Here is a 20,286-nt window from a genome sequence, read left to right on the forward strand (position 1 = left end):
AAAAAAGGGACAATACTATGAAGAAGTTAGCATTTGCGGTTGGGTTAGCAATCGTTTCATCATCTGCACTAGCGGATAGAGAAGTGGATTTTTCTGGATATCAACAAATTAGCGGATCCAGATTAGGTACTGATAATCAGAGTGTGGTTTTAGAGCAGAATAATACTGGAAGTTCTGTCCATATTACGCAAGGTGCGTCAGGGTTTGATGGAAACCGCTCAGTTGTTGATATGCGTTTGCAGGGGCATGGAGCAAATAATAAGGTCAAGTTGACCCAATCCGGCGGTTATAGTTTTAATGATTCCTTGGTGAAGATTGCAGGTACTGCTGGTGGTAACAAAGTTGTGATTGACCAAAGTGGTAAGTACCACGACTCGAAAGTGGCACTGCGTGGTGATTCAGATAACGCAACGGTTAAGGTTACTCAAACAGGTACTGCGCATTGGTCTGAAGTCTCTATGTCAGGAAATAGTGATAGAAACTCCGTAACAGTAGATCAAACCGGTGACTTCCATGATTCAATGGTGGATGTTTCTGGAGGGTCATCGAACAATAGTATTACAGTGACTCAGGGTAAGGACATGACGAAGAGTGATAACTGGTCAAATGTTGAGCTTAAAGCTTCAAGTGATTACAACTTGATTAATGTTAATCAAAAAGGTAGCCGCAACGAATCCGAAATTTTGCTAGTTGGGTCTAGTGGTAATAATACAGGTAACGTCTTTGGTGGTGGCTCTGGTATTCAAGTGACTCAAACTACTAATGATTACTCTTATATTTCAATGAATGGCACAACAAACTCAGCTGTATACGTGAATCAAAAATAGCGTATGTTAAAACTAACTAAAACGGCGCTTTGCGCCGTTTCTCTTCTCTCTTTTGTGGCGCATTCTGAAAACATTAAGGATGTAGGGCTTGTGTGTAAAAATGATGGTAATCAGGTCCAATTGTCTATCAACAGAGAGGAAAACTCTGGGAATCTCGTTCTGACTTCCACCACTCAATCTAAGACATCGATATCAATGCAAGGGGGCGTTGCTCATTATGTTTTAGGTATCAATCAGTTCCCTATCCAGTTCTATGACCAAAAACTCGATGAAGGTTGGGTTGTTGCGTCAGATTGTACGGTTACGCTTTCTACTCAGTGACATTTATATCACTGATTATTTTTCACTTCAAATCCTTACAGCCTTAGCACGGCCTTGCCAATATCTTTAGCTATTACTTGTACTACTTCTCTCATTTCATCCTTATTAATCCTTCATTACGTTCGACTAACCTAAATCTCAAGTCTGTATTCTTTGGCTAGCGCCGATATTGGTTGTATTTTACGGTGGGCTTCACGTAAGTGTTCATCAAGCCCCCATTGATTAGAAAATTTATGGTCCGCCCTGATATTGCAAATAATAACGGGGTTGGTTTGCGCTAATGAATTTCTAATTCATCAAACTTCGTATGATGCGCCTATGTTTTAGGTAACGGTGCATACGGCAATGTTAGTCTAACAAACCAAAACCAATATAAATCCAAGTGCATATATTAACACGGCACTGGTCGCCGTTTTATTTGTTTATTTATTACCATTTAAATGGATTGGCTTCTGATTTAAATTCAGTACAGTGCCTGATAAAAAATGAAAATGTATGAGTAACTTTTGATAATACTATGCTGTCATCATTTCAAGTAAGAACAAGAATCAACTCCCTGCAGTGATAAATATAATCCCCGAAGACAAGGTTGGGGGAATTACCCTAAACTGTGCGATAAACCCATTAAAACAAAGAGAATAGAGTAATAACAACCTTTTCAGTCAGATAATATTTTACCTTCACCGATACCATTAAATATATCTATAAGTTTCATAAATAATTCAACTTCGTAATTCGCGAAAAATCAATATGTACTATAAACTAAAAAGTCTATCGTTTAGGTAATGAGTCAATTAAAGGAGTTTCACATGGCTAAACTGGAGGCTCATAACGCCGTTTTACTTGCGGAGAACAATTTACAATCGATACTACTAAAAGAGTCTATAGAACAGAAAGTTAACCTGAACATAAAACTCATATCACCGGAAAGGCTCAGTGCTAAATCCCTAAAAAACGATGACTTAGTTCTGATTATTATTGATTTCCCGACAATGAGTAAGCAATACATTGAGAAATACCAGGAGCTCAGAGATGACGTAGCAAGTGATGTCCATGAAGTGCTACTCAATACACCAGGCGATTTCCCGCACTCTGAAATGCTTAAATGGCAGTATCTTGTCGGCATTTTTTATACGTCGGACACGCTTGAAAAGCTCGTGGCCGGCTTTAACTGCATTTTGCAAGGCGAGATGTGGATGAGTAGAAAGCTCATTTACCAGTACATTAGCTTCTACAGAGAGAGGCAGTGCGCGAAAACCAGTCCTTATTACCTCAAGCTGACCAAACGCGAGCAGCAGATCATTAAGTTACTCGGTGATGGAGCATCTAACACTCAGATAGCAGATACCCTCTATGTCAGTGAGAATACGGTCAAAGCACACCTTCACAACACGTTTAAAAAAATCAAGGTGAAGAATCGCTTACAAGCTTTGATCTGGGTTAAGAACAACGTTGCGACAAATGAGTTTGTCCAATAGACCTAACTCTCTGCCCTCAACCATAAACAGTCAATGCAGTTAGAATGTAGAAATCCCAAATACAAAAAAGCCGTAGCATCTCTGCTACGGCTTTCTTTAATGTGGTCGGTGAAGAGGGATTCGAACCCCCGACCCTCTGGTCCCAAACCAGATGCGCTACCAAGCTGCGCTATTCACCGAGATATCTAACTGGCTCATTGCCTGTCGATGGAGCGTATAATACGGGTTCTGAATTTATCCGCAAGGGCTTTTTCTCATATTTATTGCGATTTTGAATCGTTCGAACAAAAGACATACAACAACGAGCATGATGTGACGAAAAACACACAGTTACCAACAAGTATTTAACTTATGAAACAGGATTGATCCAGATCAGTGAATTGATAATGCTTGTTAATACACTAAGCCATGTCATATAACTTTGAGGTATACACATGGACTTTTGGCTAGATCTCCTATTTGGTAATGCGGTGGGACTATCTTCAATGATAGTAATCTTCGGGGCTCTGGGTCTCATGATGTTTTATGGAGGCTTCTTCATATACAAAGTTATGACTGAAAAATCTCCTCACTAGAATCGCTCTGCCTAAATCATTTACTTTTAAGTATTCTTTTACTTTATAAGTAAATGTCAAAACGCTTTGCACCGGAGCAGACTTATTGTCTTCTCCGGTTTTTTCATTTTTAAACCTAACCTCAACTTAGGTATACTTACCCTATCCTTCTCCAACTTGAGATACACACTATGTCTCATGATGATGACTTAGATCTATTCCAAGAAATGATGGGCGATGTTAAACGTATCGACCATGACACCGCTGAACACCAGAAAGTACACCGAGTCACCGAATCTCACCTTGCTAAGCGTGAAGCCGCTATGTGGCTGTCTGACGACGAGAAAGACTACTTATCATTAGACTATTCGCCAATGATCAAGCCAGACGATGTTGTTGCTTATAAAAAAGATGGTGTACAAGAAGGCGTATACAAAAAGCTGCGCCTAGGAAAATACTCTATTCAAGCCAAGCTCGACCTTCATAGGAAAACACTGAAAGACGCACGTAACGAAGTGCTTTCATTTTTGCGTCAGTGTTTAAGAATGGATGTTCGTACCGTCATCATTGTTCATGGTAAGGGTGAGCGTTCGAATCCACCTGCAATGATGAAAAGCTACGTGGCAAATTGGCTAACACAAATCAACGACGTTCAATGTGTTCATTCTGCTCAGCAATTTCATGGTGGTACGGGCGCAGTCTACGTAATGCTCAGAAAGAGTAATGAGAAAAAGCTAGAGAACAGAGAGCGCCATCAAAAACGCACCAGTTAATAGGTTGAGATAGATAAATGGACTAGTAACGATTTTGCATCAAGATCGATATTTCGTGCCTAGACTCACACCAAGTGCTAAAATTACCTCAGTTAACGAATTTCAACTCAAAGCAACTATCCAAAGGTTGCTTTTTGTTTATCTACATTTCCGTTGTGAAACGCTAAGAGAATATCATGTCACAAGAATCCCAAGCTAAACGCCTTAATAAATACATCAGTGAAACTGGTTTTTGCTCACGCCGCGAAGCCGATAAACTGATTGATGCAGGCCGAGTTACTATTAACGGTAAGATCCCTGAAATGGGTACTAAAGTCTTGCCAGGTGATGATGTTGAGATCGACAATAAGCCTGTTCGCTCAAAAGAGAAGCCGATTTACATTGCTCTCAATAAACCAACAGGTATCACCTGTACGACTGAGCGTGATATTCCTGGCAACATCGTCGACTTTATTGGCCACCACAAGCGCATTTTCCCGATTGGTCGTCTAGATAAGCCTTCTGATGGCCTTATCTTCCTAACCAATGACGGCGACATCGTAAACAAGATCCTACGTGCAGGTAACAACCACGAGAAAGAATACGTGGTGCGTGTAGATAAGCCGATTACGACGGAATTCTTGAAGCAAATGGGCGCTGGCGTTCACATTCTCGATACAGTCACTTTGCCATGTAAAGTAGAGAAAGAGACTAAGTTCTCATTCCGAATTACGCTAACACAAGGCCTTAACCGCCAAATTCGCCGTATGTGTGAAGCGCTCGGTTATGAAGTATTTAAGCTACGCCGTGTTCGTATTATGAATATCTCACTAGACGGTATTCCTAACGGCAAATGGCGCTACCTGAGCGACGAAGAGATCACTGAAATTTTAGCGATGTGTGAAGGCTCAGTAAGTACGGAAGATGCGTCAAAAATGAACGCGAAAGGTCAACGCATTCGCAAAGCGACTGACGCGAAACTTTTTGATAGCCGTGAAGAGAACCAAGCTTCAACAGCGCGCCGTAATCAAAACGAGAACCGTACTCGCACTTACCGCGGTAACAATGCGGATGAATTCCGTCATGCACCTAACTCAAAGCGTGGCCGCAATTCATCAAATGGTGAAAGCGGTGGTAATACCGAGAACTGGAAATCGAACTCTCGTTCAGAGCGTTCTAATTCAGATAGAAACCGTTCGGATCGCAATCGCACAGATCGCGATAATACAGATCGTAGAAGCGGTAAGCCGGCAAACCGCAGCCAAGATTCAAACAGACCGAACAAACCTGCACCAAAGCGTGTTGGTGGTACTTTAGGTCTGAAGAAGTAGTCTGAATCAGTAAGACGAGACACTCGATATAAAAACGCCCGCTAGATTAGTCTAGCGGGCGTTTTTGTTGGTCATTCGATAGTTTTATCATCATGACAACAATCTATAAACATAGATCAGCAAACTGGCCGCGAGTCAGCAGTGTTAAGTCTTTTGGGTCTAATTCAATCTCTAGCCCACGCTTACCTGCACTCACACATATCGTTTCAAAACCTGTCGCACTGGAATGAACGAAGGTAGGTAGTGCTTTCTTCTGACCAAGCGGACTAATTCCCCCCACGACATAACCCGTGGTTTTCTGAGCAATATCTGGATCAGCCATCTCTGCTTTTTTGCCTTTCGCCGCTTTTGCCGCAAGCTTCAGGTTTAGCTTCTGATCAACGGGAATAACGGCGACTGCCAAATCTTTCGCCACACCATTCAAGCAGAACAACAGCGTTTTGAATACACGTTTGGGATCTTGACCAAGCGCTTCAACGGCTTCTAAACCATAGTTCGTATTATTCGCATCATGATGATACTGATGCACACTATGAGCGATTTTCTTTTTCTTGGCGAGATTGATTGCAGGGGTCATAACAAATCCAAACGATAGATAAACAAAAAGCGACGCCGAGGCGTCGCTTTAGTTAAATTTATCATGGTGCTAGAGTCAATCTAATTTAGCACCTATTGATACAATTACTTGTAAACCATTTGGCCTGAAGGCGCGTACTTGTTCACGTCAACCGGGCTGTTTGCTTCTAGGTACTCTTTCAGTACTTCAGCATCAACAAAACCAGTATTTACGTAACCTGGGTGGTCAGACAGTTTAGGGTAACCGTCACCACCAGCAGCGTTAAAGCTTGGTACTGTGAAACGGTATGTTTCGTCTAGACGAAGCTGTTTGCCACTGATGAATACATTCGATACTTCACCGTTTGCTACTGTCATTGAGATACCAGCAAACTGAGCGTAAGCACCAGAATCGATTGGTTTAGTTGCCACTACATTTAGGTAATCTAGAACTTCTTTACCCGTCATGTCTGTGTAAGTCAGGATGTTTGCAAAAGGTTGTACTGTTAGCACGTCTTTGTAAGTGACATTACCGGCTTCAATTGAGTCACGAACGCCACCAGAGTTCATCACAGCGAAGTCTGCTTTTGCACGCTCCATGTGAGAAGTCGCAATTAAACGACCTAGGTTGGTCTGTTGGAAGCGAACGACGTTACGATCGCCTTCAAGCTTGCCATTTGTTTCAGCAATCTTAACTTCAAGTTGTGCTTGACCTTGCTCTTGGAAAGGACGTAGGAATTCAAGTAGCTCTGGGTCTTGTGCGATTTCATCTTGAATAAGAACACGTTGCTTCTTACCGTCGATCTTAACTTTCTTCTTAAGGTTAACTGGAATCAGGTCGTAGCTCACCATCTCTAGCTCGCCATTACGGAATTCGTAATCAGCACGACCTACGTACTTGCCCCACTCGTGAGCTTGAACGATGTAAGTACCGTTCTGTACGTCAGGCTTACACTCATCACCCGGCTTGAAGTTTTTCTTCGCAACGTTAGGGCCTTCCATACATACAGGCTCTTGAGAGTGACCACCAACGATCATGTCTAGATCGCCTTCGTTTAGGTAACGAGCAAGTGCGACATCACCCGGAGCATTAACACCACGTTGACCGTTCTCGTAGTGACCCATATGAGTCACAGCAAAGATTAGATCAGGTTTTTCTGTTTCTTTAAGTTCAGCGACTAGCTTCTTCGCTTCTTCTTTAGGATCACGGAAGTCGATGCCTGCGATAAATTCAGGGTTACCAATCTTTTGAGTATCTTCAGTTGTTAAACCAATAACCGCAATCTTGATGCCTTGCTTTTCGAACATCTCGTAAGCTTGGAACTTACGTTCACCTGTCGCTTTATCGTAGATGTTTGCAGATAGCATTGGGAAATTAGCCCAGTCAATCTGCTTTTCTAGTACGTCTAAAGAGTTATCAAACTCGTGGTTACCCAATGCCATTGCATCGTAACCAATTTTGTTCATACCTTTAAAATCAGGTTCTGCGTCCTGAAGGTCTGACTCTGGAACACCCGTGTTGATGTCACCGCCAGATAGAAGCAACACGCTACCGCCTTCTGCTTCAACTTCTGAACGAAGTTGGTCAACTAGCGTTTTACGTGCAGACATGCCGTATTCGCCATATTTATTCTGCCAGAAACGACCATGGTTATCGTTTGTGTGAAGAATCGTTAGCTTGTAAGTTTCGTCTTGGTTCCAATCATGAGCTGATTGAGACGCACACCCAGCTAGAGTAGCTAGAATTGCAGCACTTAGTGCTGTCTTTAGAATAAGGCGTTGCTTCATTGTCATACCTTTGAACTTTTTAGGGAATCCACTGCTTTTTATAATCTATTGCGACCCCTTTCCTGGAGTTCGAACAATAAGACTTCAACATGACTAATCTTAAATTAACATTCTAGATGTAACACGACGATTTCATATTTATGTCGAATTGGTCACGCATAGGTCAACAGTTAAGTGTAACAAAATTATGAGATTACACTCAAACTTCCCCTGCATCACAAGCAATCGTTTACTTACAAAGTGTGATGAATATCAGTAATTTACTGCAAACAGGACTGACCTCACACTCATATAAGAGTTTCTTAGGTAATAACCCGCCACGTTAACAACTCTTTAAATGAACGGTTTATGTTCGGCTGATTTTACGATGTCTCGTCCTAAAATACGTTGACAGTATTTCTACTAAGCCAACAGCATCAGCTGTTGGCTTTTTTCATGCACCTCATTTGGAGTTTTCATCCTGAGACTAAGGTGCGGCCTCATATTGTTATAGGTACTTATAGACTCTTTTACTAGTTGTTTAAGCTCTCCGAGGTTTTTACACTTATTAAGTAAGAACTCTTGTTTCAGTATTCCATTTACTCTCTCTGCTAATGCATTTTGATAGCAGTCATAACCGTCTGTCATCGAGGGGCTTATGCCGCTACTTTTCAACTTATCTTGATAAACACCGGAGCAATACTGGAGACCACGATCAGAGTGATGGATACACGAACGATGATATTGACGCCCCTTAATAGCCATATCTAGCGCTTTCACAACATCCGTCGCCTTCATTTCGTTGCTCAGCTCGTAGCCCATAATTTTCCGACTAAACGCATCAGTTACCAATGAGAGATAGTGAATGCCTTCATCTGATTGGATATAGGTAATATCACTTACTAACACACCCTCTGGAGTGCATGGTTTGTAGTTCTTTAATAAGTTCGGATGTTTTTTCATCCAATGCTTACTGTTTGTCGTTTTCGTAAAACTACGTTTAGGTCTTACCAATAACCGTTCATCACGTAAGTAGTTGAAAAGAGCATCCCGACCTAACTTGATACCTTGTTCTTGCAACTTTGGCTTAAGTAAAAAGTAGAGCTTTCTAGTGCCAACCCGAGGCATATAACGTCTAATATCCAACACCATTTGTTTGATGGGTTTAAGTTCCAACTGGCGATGAACAGCTCGCTTTTCTCGTTGATAAACGCTTTGTCTCGTTATCCCGCATAGCTTACATACTCGAACTAAACTTATTCCTTCTTGTTCTTGAAGGCTTCTTGCTCCTTGGTGAGATACTTTTTTCTGAGGCTAGTTCCGTGTTCAGCATCAAGAATATCAACCACTCTATTTAAAAAGAGATTCTTGATTTTTTCGTCTTCCAGCTCTTTCTCAAGACGCTTTATTTTCTGTGCTGGTGACTCTTTAGGCTTAGTTGATTGGTGCATGGTATTCATCCTTGGAGTTTGCGCCCAATTCATCTTACCGTGCTTTCGAAGCCAAGTTAAAACAGTTGAACGGCCTTGGATACCATAAATGGTTTGGGCTTGTTTATATGTCATATCGCCTCTTTCTACAGCGGCGACGACCTGTAATTTAAAGCCTAGTGTGTAATCACGCTGAGTGCGCTTAACGTAGGTATTATTTGAAGTAGCCATAATTCGTCCTCAATGTGTAAACACATTTCAGGACGGGACACGAGATTAAAAAAAGCCCAATTCAGAGAACTGGGCTTTCTTAGATCAACTTTGTGAAATAACGTTTCCGTTACTTCACATCCATCTCAATTATTTAATATCAATATGCTCAAAGCCTTTGATAAGGTCATCAAGTGCTTTCATCTGCTTCAAGAACGGCTCTAGTTTGTCTAGAGGTAGCGCAGATGGGCCATCACAACGAGCTTGGTCTGGGTTTGGGTGAGCTTCAATGAACAGACCCGCAATACCCGTAGCAAGACCCGCTTTAGCAAGTTCAACCGTTTGCTCACGACGACCGCCAGATGCAGCACCTGATGGGTCACGCATTTGTAGAGAGTGCGTCACGTCGAAGATGATTGGGCTACCGTTTGAAGACTTCTTCATTACGCCAAAGCCAAGCATATCCACAACAAGGTTATCGTAACCCATGCAAGCGCCACGCTCACAAAGGATGATGTTGTCATTACCGCACTCAGCGAACTTATCAACGATGTTGCCAACTTGATTCGGGCTCATGAACTGAGGCTTCTTCACGTTGATTACTGCGCCAGTCTTAGCCATTGCTTCAACAAGATCAGTTTGACGAGCTAGGAATGCAGGTAGTTGGATTACATCAACCACATCCGCAACAGGCTGAGCTTGAGCTTCTGTGTGGATATCAGTAATGATCTTCACGCCGAAAGTATCTTTCAGCTCTTGGAAGATTTTGAGACCTTCTTCCATTCCTGGACCACGGTATGAATGAACTGAGCTGCGGTTCGCTTTATCAAAAGACGCCTTAAATACGTAAGGGATGCCCAGCTTCTCGGTTACTTTTACATAGTGCTCACAGATCTGCATAGCAAGATCGCGAGATTCAAGAACGTTCATGCCTGCAAATAGCGTAAATGGCTTGTCGTTAGCAATTGGCATATCGCCAATATGAACTGTTTTCTGTTCCATCATATTCTCTCTAAATAATTATTAATTAGTGAACGACCACTGTCTTTTCGTTCATGACGTTCACTTGAGATTTCAGTAACTCAGATGCCGGGTCATCTGGGCATTGGTCGATAAAGTATTGATAATCGGTTGCGGCTACTTGGTGACAGTCTAGCTGCTGATAGATAAAACCGCGGTCACGGATTTCATATGGGTCATCAGGTACAAACGTCAAAGCAAGGTCAGTACACTTCAATGCAAGTGTATAACGCTCTTCTCGCAGTAGTGCACTCTTGAGCAGGGCTAACCACTTACCAATAATTGTTGGGTGGTCGGCGACTTCTAAGTGCTCAGGTTTCACCTTAGCTAATGGGCCATCATGGCCAATTAACCATGCTCGCAGCGTTTGTTCGCCAACATACTCACCGTTATAAGGGTTAATATAGGCTGCAGCTTGCCCGTACCAACTTACTTTAAGTAAGAATTGAGTCGGGAAAGAGACGCCCTCTACAGGAAAGCCTAGCTTGCGACCTAGAAAAAGAAAGATCGCCCCCAGACTCACTGGAATGCCTTTCTTTCTCTCAAGCACTTTATCGATGAACGCGTTTTCCGAAGAGAAATACGCATCTTTATCGCCAGCAAAACCCCATTCATAAAAGAATAGTCGAATAAAAGATTCAAACTTCTGCTGTTCATCGGTTTCATTAACCAAAGCAAACTCGGCGTCTTTTAACAATCTCGCCAGCTCTTGCTCTGCCCAACTGTCTTGAGTTTCTGGGTTAATCGCTTTATTTAAGATCAATGCACCTTCAGCTAACTCTAGCTGGTCAAAGTCTTCATCAAAAAATTCGTACATAGATAGTTAACCGAAATAAGGAGATAATTAACCGAAAAATGTTGGTGTCTTGGTCATTGCGATTTTGCCTGCCATCGCTAACCAGCCAAGCGCACCAAAGAAAGAGAATACTCTCAGTAGCTTGTTTTTACCTAGCTTAAGCGCAAAGAAACCTAATGCGATGTAAGCCATAACACAAGTTAGTTTTTCGGTTAACCATGGTGCTGCTGGTGTAAATGGAATAAAGCCAGTGATGAAAATCAAACCAATGCCCGATAGCAATAGCAACGAGTCATTGATATGAGGGAAACGCTGCAAGAAAGGATGCTTAAGCTTAGGTGAGTTAGCCATCATAAGAGCGAAACGAATCGAGAGAAGTAGCGCACTTATAGCAATCGTTAATAGGTGAAAATGTTTTAGACCTTCGTACATGGTATTCCTTTATATTTTTATATGTGCTTTCGTTAACACGAGCCTCACAATACCCGTTAATGCTCTGTGGTTCTGCATAAAATCTCTGTATTTCTGCGTTAAATGCATTATCGGGTTAAATGTATTGTCGAGTTAAAGGTATCAATTTAGCAAGTTCATCATCCATTGCTCACAAGACGATTAACAATCACTAACTATGAACAGTAACGACCCAATGTCACTCGGTCATTACCACCGTAATCTTTCTCTGTGACAACATCGAGATAACCGAGCGCCTGCATAATCTCACGAACTGCCAAACCTTGGTCATAGCCGTGTTCAAATGCTAACCAACCTTCATTTTCCAAAAAGCCACGTGCGTTTTCAGAAATGTATCGAATATCTGCAAGCCCTTTCTCTTCAGCAACCAGTGCTGTGATCGGCTCAAAACGCACATCGCCTTGAGACAAATGAGGATCATTCTTCTCAATGTATGGCGGGTTAGAAACAATCAGAGAGAATTTCACAACGCCTTCAGAGCTCAAAGGCTCAAACCAACTACCATGCAAAAAAGTCGCATTGGTGATGTTGAGACGCTGTGCATTCTCTGTCGCAAGCTGCTGCGCTTCAGGGCGAAGATCAATACCCGTCACCTGTCGATTCGGCATCTCAGACGCCAATGCTAACGCGATAGCACCTGTACCTGTCCCTAAATCGAGAATCGCGCCTTGCTTGCCAAAGGTTTTATCCAACGCTACTTCAACCAAACGCTCGGTATCTGGGCGTGGGATTAATGTAGAAGGGGAAACTTTTAACGGCAGTGACCAAAACTCACGCTCACCGATAATGTAAGCCACAGGCTCACCGGTTAAGCGACGTTTTAGAAGGGCATTGAATTCAGACTCTTGCTCAGAGGTGAGATGCTTCTCAGGCCAAGTCAGTAGGTAAGATCTTGGTTTATCTAAGGCGTGACAAAGCAGTACCGCGGCATCAATAGAGGGTGATGTGTTATCACCCTCTTGAAGCTTTACGATTGCTGCTTTTAAAGCACTTTCAACCGTATATGCTGACTGCATACTGGTTAGTTGTTCTCTGCAAGTGCAGCAAGCTGATCGGCTTGGTGCTCTTGAAGTACAGGATCAAGCAAGCTTTGCATGTCACCTTCAAGTACTTCGTTAAGACGGTAAATTGTAAGGTTGATACGGTGATCCGAAACACGGCCTTGTGGGTAGTTGTACGTACGAATACGGTCACTACGGTCACCCGAACCTAGTAGGTTACGACGTGTATCAGAAACCGCTGCCGCGCGGCGCTCTTCTTCTGCTTGAACAATACGAGCAGCAAGAACAGCCATCGCTTTCGCTTTGTTTTTATGCTGAGAACGCTCGTCCTGACACTCTACTACTGTACCCGTTGGTAAGTGAGTAATACGGATTGCTGAATCCGTGGTGTTAACGTGCTGACCACCCGCGCCTGATGCACGGAAAGTATCAATTTTAAGGTCGCCCGCTTTGATTTCTGGAAGATCCGCTTCTGGGATCTCAGGCATAACCGCAACCGTACATGCTGACGTGTGAACACGGCCTTGAGATTCGGTTTCAGGTACACGTTGTACACGGTGACCGCCTGACTCAAACTTCATGGTGCCGTAAACAGCGTCGCCACTAACCTTAGCGATCATCTCTTTGTAGCCGCCTTGCTCAGAAGCATTGCTGCTCATGATTTCAACACGCCAACCTTTCTTCTCAGCAAACTTAGAGTACATACGGAACAGGTTGCCCGCGAAGATACCTGCTTCATCACCACCCGCACCTGCGCGGATTTCTAGGAAACAGTTACGCTCATCGTTTGGATCTTTTGGAATCAGAAGGATCTGTAGCTCATCAGTCAGACGCTCAATTGCTGCTTTCGCATCTTTGATTTCATCTTGAGCCATTTCACGCATTTCTGCGTCGTCTTCGTTTGCCATCTCTTCAGCAGCTTCTAGATCTTCTTTCGCTTGCTGGTATGACTGGAAGCAAGCTGTCACTTCTTCAAGTTGAGAGTATTCTTTCGAAAGTGCACGGAATTTGTCTTGATTCCCGATTACATCTGGATCACCAAGTAGATGTTGAACTTCTTCATAGCGTTCAACAAGTGTTTCAAGCTTTACTAGAATCGAGGCTTTCATAATGTCTTATCTTGTTGGAGGTCTAATATTATTGAGGGTTTTCTAAGCCCAAACTCTGTCTAATGACCATTAATTTTGCAGGTTCTCCTTGCTCAGCTGCACTTTGAAGTGCGCGCGTTGGAGCATGGATCAATTTGTTTGTGAGCTTATTGCTGAGCTCGAGTAAAACTTTTTCAGGGTCACCGCCAGCGGCAAGCGATTGTAAACTTTTACTTAATAATTCTTCGCGGATTTCGTTAGCCGATTTACGGTAATCTCGAATACTGTCTACCGCTTGTAAAGAGCGCATCCAACTCATGAACGCGGCACTTTCTTCACTGACGATCGCTTCAGCTTGAATCGCTTCAACTTTACGTTGTTCGATATTGCCATCAACAATCGACTGCAAATCATCAACCGAATAAAGGTAGGCATCATTTAGATCACCAACCTGCGATTCCACATCACGTGGAACGGCAATATCAACCAATAACATCGGCTGATGCTTTCTTGTTTTTAGAGCAGTCTCAACCATACCCTTACCGATAATAGGCAATGGACTTGCGGTTGAGCTAATTACGATGTCCGCTCGATGAAGATGATCAGGGATCTCATTCAAGCTGATCACTTCAGCACCAAATTCTTCTGCTAGCCCTAGAGCACGTTCTCGAGTTCGGTTCGCCACAATCATTTTTGTACAGCCATTCGCCGAAAGGTGCTTAGCCACCAGCTCAATGGTTTCACCCGCACCAACCAGTAACACGGTTGAATCTGCGATGGATTCAAAAATATGCTTGGCTAAGGTACAGGCTGCGTAAGCTACAGAAACCGCGCTTCCGCCGATTTCAGTTTCAGTTCGAACACGCTTCGCAACAGAAAATGATTTCTGGAATAGTTTTTCCATTGAAGCATCAACGGATTTGTTCTCTCGCGAGTCCGTATACGCTTGCTTCACCTGACCTAAGATCTGCGGTTCACCCAAGACTAAAGAGTCCAAACCACAAGCAACGCGCATTAAGTGTTTAATCACCGCCTGCTCTTCATGGATATAAAGGCTTGGCTTTAGCTCTTCTGGGCTCACTTGATGGAAAACTGACAACCAATCGATGAGCTTGTTTTTTGCCACGCCTTTGACGTCACAATACACTTCAGTTCGATTACAGGTAGAAAGTATGACACTTCCATTTACGTGTGCATTTGCGTTAAGTTGCTTGAGTGCCTCAGATAATTTATCTGGACCAAAAGCGACTTTTTCTCGCAATTCAACCGACGCTGTATTGTGATTGATACCTACGGCAAGCAAAGACATGTATCAGAAGTTCTCGATCAGGGAATGGAAACAAGGGGCGAATTTTACTTGATGCATGGCTCTATTTAAAGAGCAAGCGGGATTTGTTTTCCTGACTTCGTGAATTCAATGCTATAGTTGAGACGTTTTTTAGATAAATTTGAACAAGTTGTGAGCAAATATGAGCAAGCTTCGTAAAATCACGTCTCTTATTTTTATAACCATAATTATGGTGGGTTGCTCGTCTATCCCAGAACAACCGACCAGCGTCGAGTGGCAAAGTCACCAAGATCGGCTTTTACAGATAGAAAACTATCAAGCCTCAGGCAAGCTCGCTTACATTTCTCCAGAGCAACGCCAAAGCCTAAATTTCATTTGGAAACATTCCCCAAATCAGAGTCAATTGAGGCTCACTACTTTCCTTGGTCAAACCGCCTTGAACCTCACAATTGACAGTTCGGGTGCCAAGGTAGTCACTTATGATGATCAGGTGTTCACTCACGCAAGTGCATCCGTATTGGTAGAGCAACTTACTGGATTACAGATTCCCATTGACCATTTACCACAATGGTTCCTTGGCATTCCAGACCAAGCTGACAGCTACCAGTTAAATACAACTAACACGCTTGAGTCTCTAACCAAACAAGTCAGCAGCCAGCTATGGACACTGAACTTCGCTAACTATCGCAATACAGAGATGCCGAATAAGCAACTATCGGGTGAAGACAACACTAAGGTAGAGATAATCCCACTCCCTACTCGATTGTCATTCAAGCAAGACAATAACAAAATCAACATTGTAGTTTCGAAGTGGACACTGAAAAGATGATAACAACGCCAACCCATTGGCCTTCTCCGGCTAAACTGAATTTATTTCTCTATATCACTGGTCGACGTGACAATGGCTATCACGAACTTCAAACTTTATTTCAGTTTGTCGATTTTGGTGATGAACTGACGGTTACCGCAAACTCAGAAACTAGCTCGATAACAATCACACCAGAAATCCCTGGGGTAGCACTTGAAGACAACCTGATCTGGAAAGCCGCTACTGCACTTCAACAGTACACCTCAACCTCTTTCGGTGCCGATATTGAGCTAAAGAAAGTGCTACCAATGGGTGGTGGTATTGGCGGAGGCTCTTCAAATGCTGCAACTGTGTTAGTGGCGCTTAATTACTTGTGGCAACTGAATCTTTCTGAGGATCAACTTGCAGAGATCGGTCTGAACCTTGGCGCTGATGTACCAGTGTTTGTGCGAGGCCATGCCGCCTTTGCTGAAGGCGTTGGTGAGCAGTTGCTACCTGCTAATCCGGATGAAAAATGGTATCTCGTGATTAAGCCTCAAGTGAGCATAGCAACTGTAGACATATTCACACATTCAGAATTAACTCGAAATACGCCGAAGCGAGCGCTATCAACGCTTCTAGAGCAAGAATACGTAAACGATTGCGAAAAAATTGTTCGAATGCTGTACCCAGAGGTTGATAAGCAACTTTCATGGCTGCTACAATACGCGCCGTCGAGATTGACTGGCACAGGTTCGTGCGTTTTTGCTGAATTTAGCAGCAAAAAAGAAGCCGAATTGGTGCTAGAAAAACTGCCTGACGCCGTTTCCGCATTTGTAGCGAAAGGACGAAACACTTCTCCTTTAAAAGAAACGTTGGCTGAATACCACTCAGCCCACCCACAATCTATTTAAAACTGGACGCAACCCGAGGTTTCCACCGTGCCTGATATGAAGCTATTTGCTGGTAACGCAACACCTGAACTAGCCCAACGTATTGCTGATCGTCTATACATCTCTCTTGGCGATGCTACTGTAGACCGTTTTTCTGATGGCGAAGTCGCTGTTCAAATCAATGAAAACGTTCGTGGTAGCGATGTATTCCTGATTCAATCAACTTGTGCACCAACCAATGACAACCTAATGGAATTGGTGGTAATGATTGACGCAATGCGCCGTGCTTCTGCTGGCCGTATTACTGCTGTAATCCCTTACTTCGGTTATGCCCGTCAAGATCGTCGTGTACGTTCTGCACGTGTGCCAATTACTGCAAAAGTTGTTGCAGATTTCCTTTCTAACGTTGGCGTAGACCGCGTTCTTACTATCGACCTACACGCAGAGCAAATCCAAGGCTTCTTCGATGTACCAGTTGATAACATCTTCGGTACTCCTGTTCTTCTAGAAGACATGGCTAACCGTGGCCTAGAAAACCCAGTTGTGGTTTCTCCAGACCTTGGTGGTGTTGTACGTGCTCGTGCAACGGCTAAAGCGCTAGGTGACGTTGATATCGCTATCGTTGATAAGCGTCGTCCACGTGCTAACGTTTCTGAAGTAATGAACCTAATCGGTGATGTTGAAGGCCGCGACTGCGTGATCGTTGATGACATGATCGATACAGGTGGCACACTATGTAAAGCAGCTGAAGCGCTTAAAGAGCGCGGTGCTAAGCGTGTATTCGCTTACGCAACTCACGCTGTTTTCTCTGGTACTGCTGCAAACAACATCAAGAACTCTGTTCTAGACCAAGTTATCGTAACGGATTCTATCTCTCTATCTCCAGAGATGGCTGCGACGGGTAAAGTGACAACACTTAGCCTTTCTCGCATGCTTGCTGAAGCGATTCGTCGTATCAGCAACGAAGAATCAATCTCAGCGATGTTCAACTAATCAAAGCCCAATAGCTTTTTTTACAAAAGCTTGGTTTTAGAAACACGCGAGAGAAAGATATTAAGCACTTCAGTCAATGAAGTGCTTTTTTTATGTCTGAGTAATATTGCACTGCTAGTTATCACAAACAGGAATAATCGCGCAGCTATCAGCTAGCTCGCACCTTTTTCATAAACTGTGATATCATACGGCGCTTTTTGAAATCCCAAGAGAGATCCATACCTTGAGCCAACAAATAAAACTTCTCGTTGGACTGGCTAATCCAGGTCCAGAATACGCCAAAACTCGCCACAACGCGGGCGCTTGGGTAGTTGAAGAATTAGCGCGTGTACATAACGTGACACTAAAGAACGAACCAAAGTTCTTTGGCCTAACGGGTCGTATCATGGTTCACGGTGAAGATCTTCGTTTGCTGATCCCAACGACTTTTATGAACTTGTCAGGCAAAGCAGTTGCAGCCTTAGCAAAGTTCTACCAAATTAAACCAGAAGAGATCATGGTCGCTCACGATGAGTTAGATCTGCCTCCTGGTATTGGAAAGTTTAAAAAAGGTGGTGGTCATGGCGGACATAATGGTCTGAAAGACATCATCAGCAAGCAGGGTAACAATAAAGAATTCTATCGTCTTAGATTAGGCATCGGCCATCCAGGACACAAAGATAAAGTTGCAGGTTATGTATTAGGCAAAGCTCCTCAAAAAGAGCAAGAGTGTATCGAGGCCGTCGTTGACGAATCGGTTCGCAGCCTAGACATCTTATTAAAAGATGGCCTACCAAAAGCACAAAATCGCTTACATACGTTCAAAGCAGAATAAGGTTTATATCATGGGTTTTAAATGTGGCATCGTTGGTCTACCAAACGTTGGTAAGTCAACTCTGTTTAACGCACTGACTAAAGCAGGCATCGAAGCAGCAAACTTTCCATTTTGTACGATCGAACCAAACACAGGTATCGTTCCGGTTCCAGATCTACGCTTAGATGCATTAGCAAAAATTGTTAATCCACAGAAGATCCTTCCAACGACAATGGAATTCGTAGATATCGCGGGCCTAGTTGCTGGCGCATCTAAAGGTGAAGGTCTTGGTAACAAATTCCTAGCTAACATCCGTGAAACTGACGCTATCGGTCACGTTGTACGCTGCTTTGAAAATGAAAACATTGTTCACGTTGCTGGCAAAGTATCTCCAATTGAAGATATCGAAGTGATCAACCTAGAACTTGCACTGGCTGACTTAGACAGCTGTGAGCGTGCAATTCAACGTAACGCGAAGAAAGCGAAAGGCGGCGACAAAGACGCTAAATTCGAAATCACTGTACTAGAAAAGCTACTTCCAGTTCTAACTGAAGGTGGTATGGCACGTACTGTTGAACTTGGCAAAGAAGAAGCGGCAGCAATCGGCTACCTAAACTTCCTAACGCTTAAGCCAACAATGTACATCGCAAACGTTGCAGAAGATGGTTTTGAAAATAACCCATACCTAGACGCTGTTCGTGAATACGCAGAAAACGAAAACAACGTTGTTGTTGCTGTTTGTGCAGCAATCGAATCAGAGCTTTCTGAGCTTGATGACGAAGATCGCGAAGAGTTCCTTGCGGATATGGGTATCGAAGAACCAGGTCTTAACCGAGTGATCCGCTCTGGTTACGAACTACTGACTCTTCAGACTTACTTCACAGCTGGTGTTAAAGAAGTTCGTGCTTGGACAATCCCTGTAGGTGCAACTGCGCCACAAGCAGCGGGTAAGATCCACACAGACTTCGAGAAAGGTTTCATCCGTGCTGAAGTTGTTGGATTCGATCACTTCATCGAATTTAACGGTGAGAGCGGTGCGAAAGACGCAGGTAAATGGCGCCTTGAAGGTAAAGAATACATCGTTAAAGATGGTGACGTTGTTCACTTCCGCTTCAATGTATAATTCTGATTAAACATCTAGAAAAAAGGCCAGTGAATTCACTGGCCTTTTTGTTTTTCCCCTTTCTAAATTGTCCCTCACCAGAAACTTAACTTCCTATATATATCGCCTTTTAGACCTGTTTTTTGTCGACAAATACGCCTCTTTGCCTAAAAAGAAACCGAACAGATGTTTATTCGCGATTTATTCAAAAAAAAAGTTGACGGGTTTCACTCAACTCCGCATAATGCGCCCCGTTCACAGCGAAGCGGCAACGTTTCGAAATGAGCAACAATATGGAAATGGCTACTTAGCTCAGTTGGTTAGAGCACATCACTCATAATGATGGGGTCGCAGGTTCAAATCCCGCAGTAGCCACCATTTCCTAAGCACTCTATTTGATATTAAAGTTTGTCTTTAGTAACAAAGAGTTTTTAGGAAATAACGCGGTCGTGGCGGAATTGGTAGACGCACCAGATTTAGGTTCTGGCGCCGAGAGGTGTGAGAGTTCAAGTCTCTCCGACCGCACCATTATTTAGAATGTGTTTAAGATATCATTGTTGGGCTATCGCCAAGCGGTAAGGCACCGGCTTTTGATGCCGGCATTCCCTGGTTCGAATCCAGGTAGCCCAGCCACTATTTAAAGTGTAATTATCTTTAAAAAGATAATGGCATTGAAAGCAAGATTATATTATATTGTCTCGCTCTCAGATGGCTACTTAGCTCAGTTGGTTAGAGCACATCACTCATAATGATGGGGTCGCAGGTTCAAATCCCGCAGTAGCCACCATTCTTTCTTCGAGAAAGAAAAGACAACGTTATATTGAATCAC

At 43.2% G+C, this 20,286-nt stretch carries 20 protein-coding genes and 5 tRNA genes; 15 read left to right on the top strand and 10 right to left on the bottom strand.

The genetic code is table 11. From position 1 onward, the window contains the following. Positions 1-17 precede the first annotated feature (17 nt). The 3 genes from AB4161_RS01700 (at position 18) to AB4161_RS01710 (ending at position 2,626) form a co-directional block, all read left to right on the top strand. The gene (locus tag AB4161_RS01700) at positions 18-827 is read left to right on the top strand and encodes a hypothetical protein (RefSeq protein WP_372082654.1); all 810 of its coding nucleotides are present in this window, start codon (positions 18-20) and stop codon (positions 825-827) included. Positions 828-830: 3 nt separating this feature from the next. Next, the gene (locus tag AB4161_RS01705) at positions 831-1,148 is read left to right on the top strand and encodes a hypothetical protein (RefSeq protein WP_017060547.1); all 318 of its coding nucleotides are present in this window, start codon (positions 831-833) and stop codon (positions 1,146-1,148) included. An 809-nt stretch (positions 1,149-1,957) separates the two neighbouring features. Then, positions 1,958-2,626, top strand: a complete 669-nt coding sequence (locus tag AB4161_RS01710) for a LuxR C-terminal-related transcriptional regulator (RefSeq protein ID WP_017060548.1) — start codon at positions 1,958-1,960, stop codon at positions 2,624-2,626. A 102-nt stretch (positions 2,627-2,728) separates the two neighbouring features. On the opposite strand, the gene AB4161_RS01715 is transcribed toward AB4161_RS01710, so the two are convergent. Then, a tRNA-Pro gene (locus tag AB4161_RS01715) sits at positions 2,729-2,805 on the bottom strand. Positions 2,806-3,060: 255 nt separating this feature from the next. Here AB4161_RS01715 and AB4161_RS01720 point away from each other — a divergent pair. The 3 genes from AB4161_RS01720 (at position 3,061) to rluF (ending at position 5,263) form a co-directional block, all read left to right on the top strand. Further along, positions 3,061-3,201 (top strand): DUF3149 domain-containing protein, encoded by a 141-nt coding sequence (locus AB4161_RS01720; RefSeq protein WP_017062321.1) that lies wholly within the window; start codon positions 3,061-3,063, stop codon positions 3,199-3,201. A gap of 170 nt (positions 3,202-3,371) precedes the next feature. Further along, on the top strand, positions 3,372-3,953 hold the full coding sequence (smrA, locus tag AB4161_RS01725; RefSeq protein WP_372082656.1) for a DNA endonuclease SmrA: 582 nt from the start codon (positions 3,372-3,374) through the stop codon (positions 3,951-3,953). A gap of 176 nt (positions 3,954-4,129) precedes the next feature. Beyond that, positions 4,130-5,263 carry a 23S rRNA pseudouridine(2604) synthase RluF gene (gene rluF / locus AB4161_RS01730; RefSeq protein WP_017064161.1) on the top strand — a complete coding sequence of 378 codons (1,134 nt, stop codon included), beginning with the start codon at positions 4,130-4,132 and terminating at the stop codon, positions 5,261-5,263. A gap of 103 nt (positions 5,264-5,366) precedes the next feature. On the opposite strand, the gene ybaK is transcribed toward rluF, so the two are convergent. From ybaK to hemA, 9 genes are all read right to left on the bottom strand, one after another. Continuing rightward, the gene (gene ybaK / locus AB4161_RS01735; RefSeq protein WP_050651812.1) at positions 5,367-5,840 is read right to left on the bottom strand and encodes a Cys-tRNA(Pro) deacylase; all 474 of its coding nucleotides are present in this window, start codon (positions 5,838-5,840) and stop codon (positions 5,367-5,369) included. Positions 5,841-5,944: 104 nt separating this feature from the next. Beyond that, complete coding sequence (gene ushA / locus AB4161_RS01740) at positions 5,945-7,606, bottom strand: bifunctional UDP-sugar hydrolase/5'-nucleotidase UshA (RefSeq protein WP_372082658.1); 1,662 nt, start codon at positions 7,604-7,606, stop codon at positions 5,945-5,947. 402 nt (positions 7,607-8,008) lie between these two features. Further along, positions 8,009-9,246 (bottom strand): IS3 family transposase gene (locus AB4161_RS01745; RefSeq protein ID WP_102319877.1). Its coding sequence is split into 2 segments (ribosomal slippage): positions 8,009-8,874 and positions 8,874-9,246, totalling 1,239 coding nucleotides; the frame shifts between segments, so codons are not numbered across the junction. A gap of 129 nt (positions 9,247-9,375) precedes the next feature. Further along, positions 9,376-10,230, bottom strand: coding sequence for a 3-deoxy-8-phosphooctulonate synthase (gene kdsA, locus AB4161_RS01750; RefSeq protein WP_017069619.1), 855 nt, complete (start codon positions 10,228-10,230; stop codon positions 9,376-9,378). Positions 10,231-10,252: 22 nt separating this feature from the next. Beyond that, entirely contained in the window at positions 10,253-11,062 is an 810-nt protein-coding gene (locus AB4161_RS01755) for a SirB1 family protein (protein WP_017064164.1), read from the bottom strand. A gap of 27 nt (positions 11,063-11,089) precedes the next feature. Continuing rightward, positions 11,090-11,473 carry a SirB2 family protein gene (locus AB4161_RS01760; protein WP_009848726.1) on the bottom strand — a complete coding sequence of 128 codons (384 nt, stop codon included), beginning with the start codon at positions 11,471-11,473 and terminating at the stop codon, positions 11,090-11,092. 194 nt (positions 11,474-11,667) lie between these two features. Then, positions 11,668-12,528 carry a peptide chain release factor N(5)-glutamine methyltransferase gene (prmC, locus tag AB4161_RS01765; protein ID WP_017062314.1) on the bottom strand — a complete coding sequence of 287 codons (861 nt, stop codon included), beginning with the start codon at positions 12,526-12,528 and terminating at the stop codon, positions 11,668-11,670. Between the two features lie 5 nt (positions 12,529-12,533). Beyond that, entirely contained in the window at positions 12,534-13,622 is a 1,089-nt protein-coding gene (prfA, locus tag AB4161_RS01770) for a peptide chain release factor 1 (RefSeq protein WP_017062313.1), read from the bottom strand. A gap of 28 nt (positions 13,623-13,650) precedes the next feature. Further along, positions 13,651-14,910 carry a glutamyl-tRNA reductase gene (gene hemA, locus AB4161_RS01775; protein WP_372082659.1) on the bottom strand — a complete coding sequence of 420 codons (1,260 nt, stop codon included), beginning with the start codon at positions 14,908-14,910 and terminating at the stop codon, positions 13,651-13,653. 160 nt (positions 14,911-15,070) lie between these two features. Between hemA and lolB the strand changes: the two genes are divergently transcribed. The 9 genes from lolB to AB4161_RS01820 all read left to right on the top strand — a co-directional run bounded on the left by lolB (position 15,071) and on the right by AB4161_RS01820 (position 20,244). Further along, the gene (gene lolB, locus AB4161_RS01780) at positions 15,071-15,718 is read left to right on the top strand and encodes a lipoprotein insertase outer membrane protein LolB (protein ID WP_136979859.1); all 648 of its coding nucleotides are present in this window, start codon (positions 15,071-15,073) and stop codon (positions 15,716-15,718) included. Continuing rightward, positions 15,715-16,590 carry a 4-(cytidine 5'-diphospho)-2-C-methyl-D-erythritol kinase gene (ispE, locus tag AB4161_RS01785; protein ID WP_372082661.1) on the top strand — a complete coding sequence of 292 codons (876 nt, stop codon included), beginning with the start codon at positions 15,715-15,717 and terminating at the stop codon, positions 16,588-16,590. The genes lolB and ispE overlap by 4 nt, the downstream gene beginning before the upstream one ends. 27 nt (positions 16,591-16,617) lie before the next feature. Next, entirely contained in the window at positions 16,618-17,562 is a 945-nt protein-coding gene (locus AB4161_RS01790) for a ribose-phosphate pyrophosphokinase (protein ID WP_004739814.1), read from the top strand. 223 nt (positions 17,563-17,785) lie between these two features. Next, positions 17,786-18,376: an aminoacyl-tRNA hydrolase gene (gene pth / locus AB4161_RS01795; RefSeq protein ID WP_004739815.1), complete on the top strand. Its 591-nt coding sequence runs from the start codon at positions 17,786-17,788 to the stop codon at positions 18,374-18,376. A 10-nt stretch (positions 18,377-18,386) separates the two neighbouring features. Continuing rightward, entirely contained in the window at positions 18,387-19,478 is a 1,092-nt protein-coding gene (gene ychF, locus AB4161_RS01800; RefSeq protein ID WP_010439159.1) for a redox-regulated ATPase YchF, read from the top strand. A gap of 280 nt (positions 19,479-19,758) precedes the next feature. Then, positions 19,759-19,835: transfer RNA gene (locus tag AB4161_RS01805), tRNA-Met, on the top strand. A 65-nt stretch (positions 19,836-19,900) separates the two neighbouring features. Further along, positions 19,901-19,985: transfer RNA gene (locus AB4161_RS01810), tRNA-Leu, on the top strand. Positions 19,986-20,015: 30 nt separating this feature from the next. Next, positions 20,016-20,090: transfer RNA gene (locus AB4161_RS01815), tRNA-Gln, on the top strand. Positions 20,091-20,167: 77 nt separating this feature from the next. Continuing rightward, positions 20,168-20,244: transfer RNA gene (locus AB4161_RS01820), tRNA-Met, on the top strand. Positions 20,245-20,286 lie beyond the last annotated feature (42 nt).

Origin of the sequence: Vibrio sp. 10N.286.51.E5, from assembly GCF_041469125.1 — a bacterium.
GTDB lineage: Bacteria > Pseudomonadota > Gammaproteobacteria > Enterobacterales > Vibrionaceae > Vibrio > Vibrio crassostreae_C.

Coding starts and splice junctions, on each gene's coding strand:
- AB4161_RS01705 (WP_017060547.1), top strand. CDS start 831: ATGTTAAAACTAACTAAAACGGCGCTTTGCGCCGTTTCTCTTCTCTCT.
- prfA (WP_017062313.1), bottom strand. CDS start 13,622: ATGAAAGCCTCGATTCTAGTAAAGCTTGAAACACTTGTTGAACGCTAT.
- kdsA (WP_017069619.1), bottom strand. CDS start 10,230: ATGATGGAACAGAAAACAGTTCATATTGGCGATATGCCAATTGCTAAC.
- AB4161_RS01700 (WP_372082654.1), top strand. CDS start 18: ATGAAGAAGTTAGCATTTGCGGTTGGGTTAGCAATCGTTTCATCATCT.
- smrA (WP_372082656.1), top strand. CDS start 3,372: ATGTCTCATGATGATGACTTAGATCTATTCCAAGAAATGATGGGCGAT.
- lolB (WP_136979859.1), top strand. CDS start 15,071: ATGAGCAAGCTTCGTAAAATCACGTCTCTTATTTTTATAACCATAATT.
- hemA (WP_372082659.1), bottom strand. CDS start 14,910: ATGTCTTTGCTTGCCGTAGGTATCAATCACAATACAGCGTCGGTTGAA.
- ushA (WP_372082658.1), bottom strand. CDS start 7,606: ATGAAGCAACGCCTTATTCTAAAGACAGCACTAAGTGCTGCAATTCTA.
- AB4161_RS01720 (WP_017062321.1), top strand. CDS start 3,061: ATGGACTTTTGGCTAGATCTCCTATTTGGTAATGCGGTGGGACTATCT.
- prmC (WP_017062314.1), bottom strand. CDS start 12,528: ATGCAGTCAGCATATACGGTTGAAAGTGCTTTAAAAGCAGCAATCGTA.
- ybaK (WP_050651812.1), bottom strand. CDS start 5,840: ATGACCCCTGCAATCAATCTCGCCAAGAAAAAGAAAATCGCTCATAGT.
- ispE (WP_372082661.1), top strand. CDS start 15,715: ATGATAACAACGCCAACCCATTGGCCTTCTCCGGCTAAACTGAATTTA.
- rluF (WP_017064161.1), top strand. CDS start 4,130: ATGTCACAAGAATCCCAAGCTAAACGCCTTAATAAATACATCAGTGAA.
- AB4161_RS01710 (WP_017060548.1), top strand. CDS start 1,958: ATGGCTAAACTGGAGGCTCATAACGCCGTTTTACTTGCGGAGAACAAT.
- AB4161_RS01755 (WP_017064164.1), bottom strand. CDS start 11,062: ATGTACGAATTTTTTGATGAAGACTTTGACCAGCTAGAGTTAGCTGAA.
- ychF (WP_010439159.1), top strand. CDS start 18,387: ATGGGTTTTAAATGTGGCATCGTTGGTCTACCAAACGTTGGTAAGTCA.
- AB4161_RS01760 (WP_009848726.1), bottom strand. CDS start 11,473: ATGTACGAAGGTCTAAAACATTTTCACCTATTAACGATTGCTATAAGT.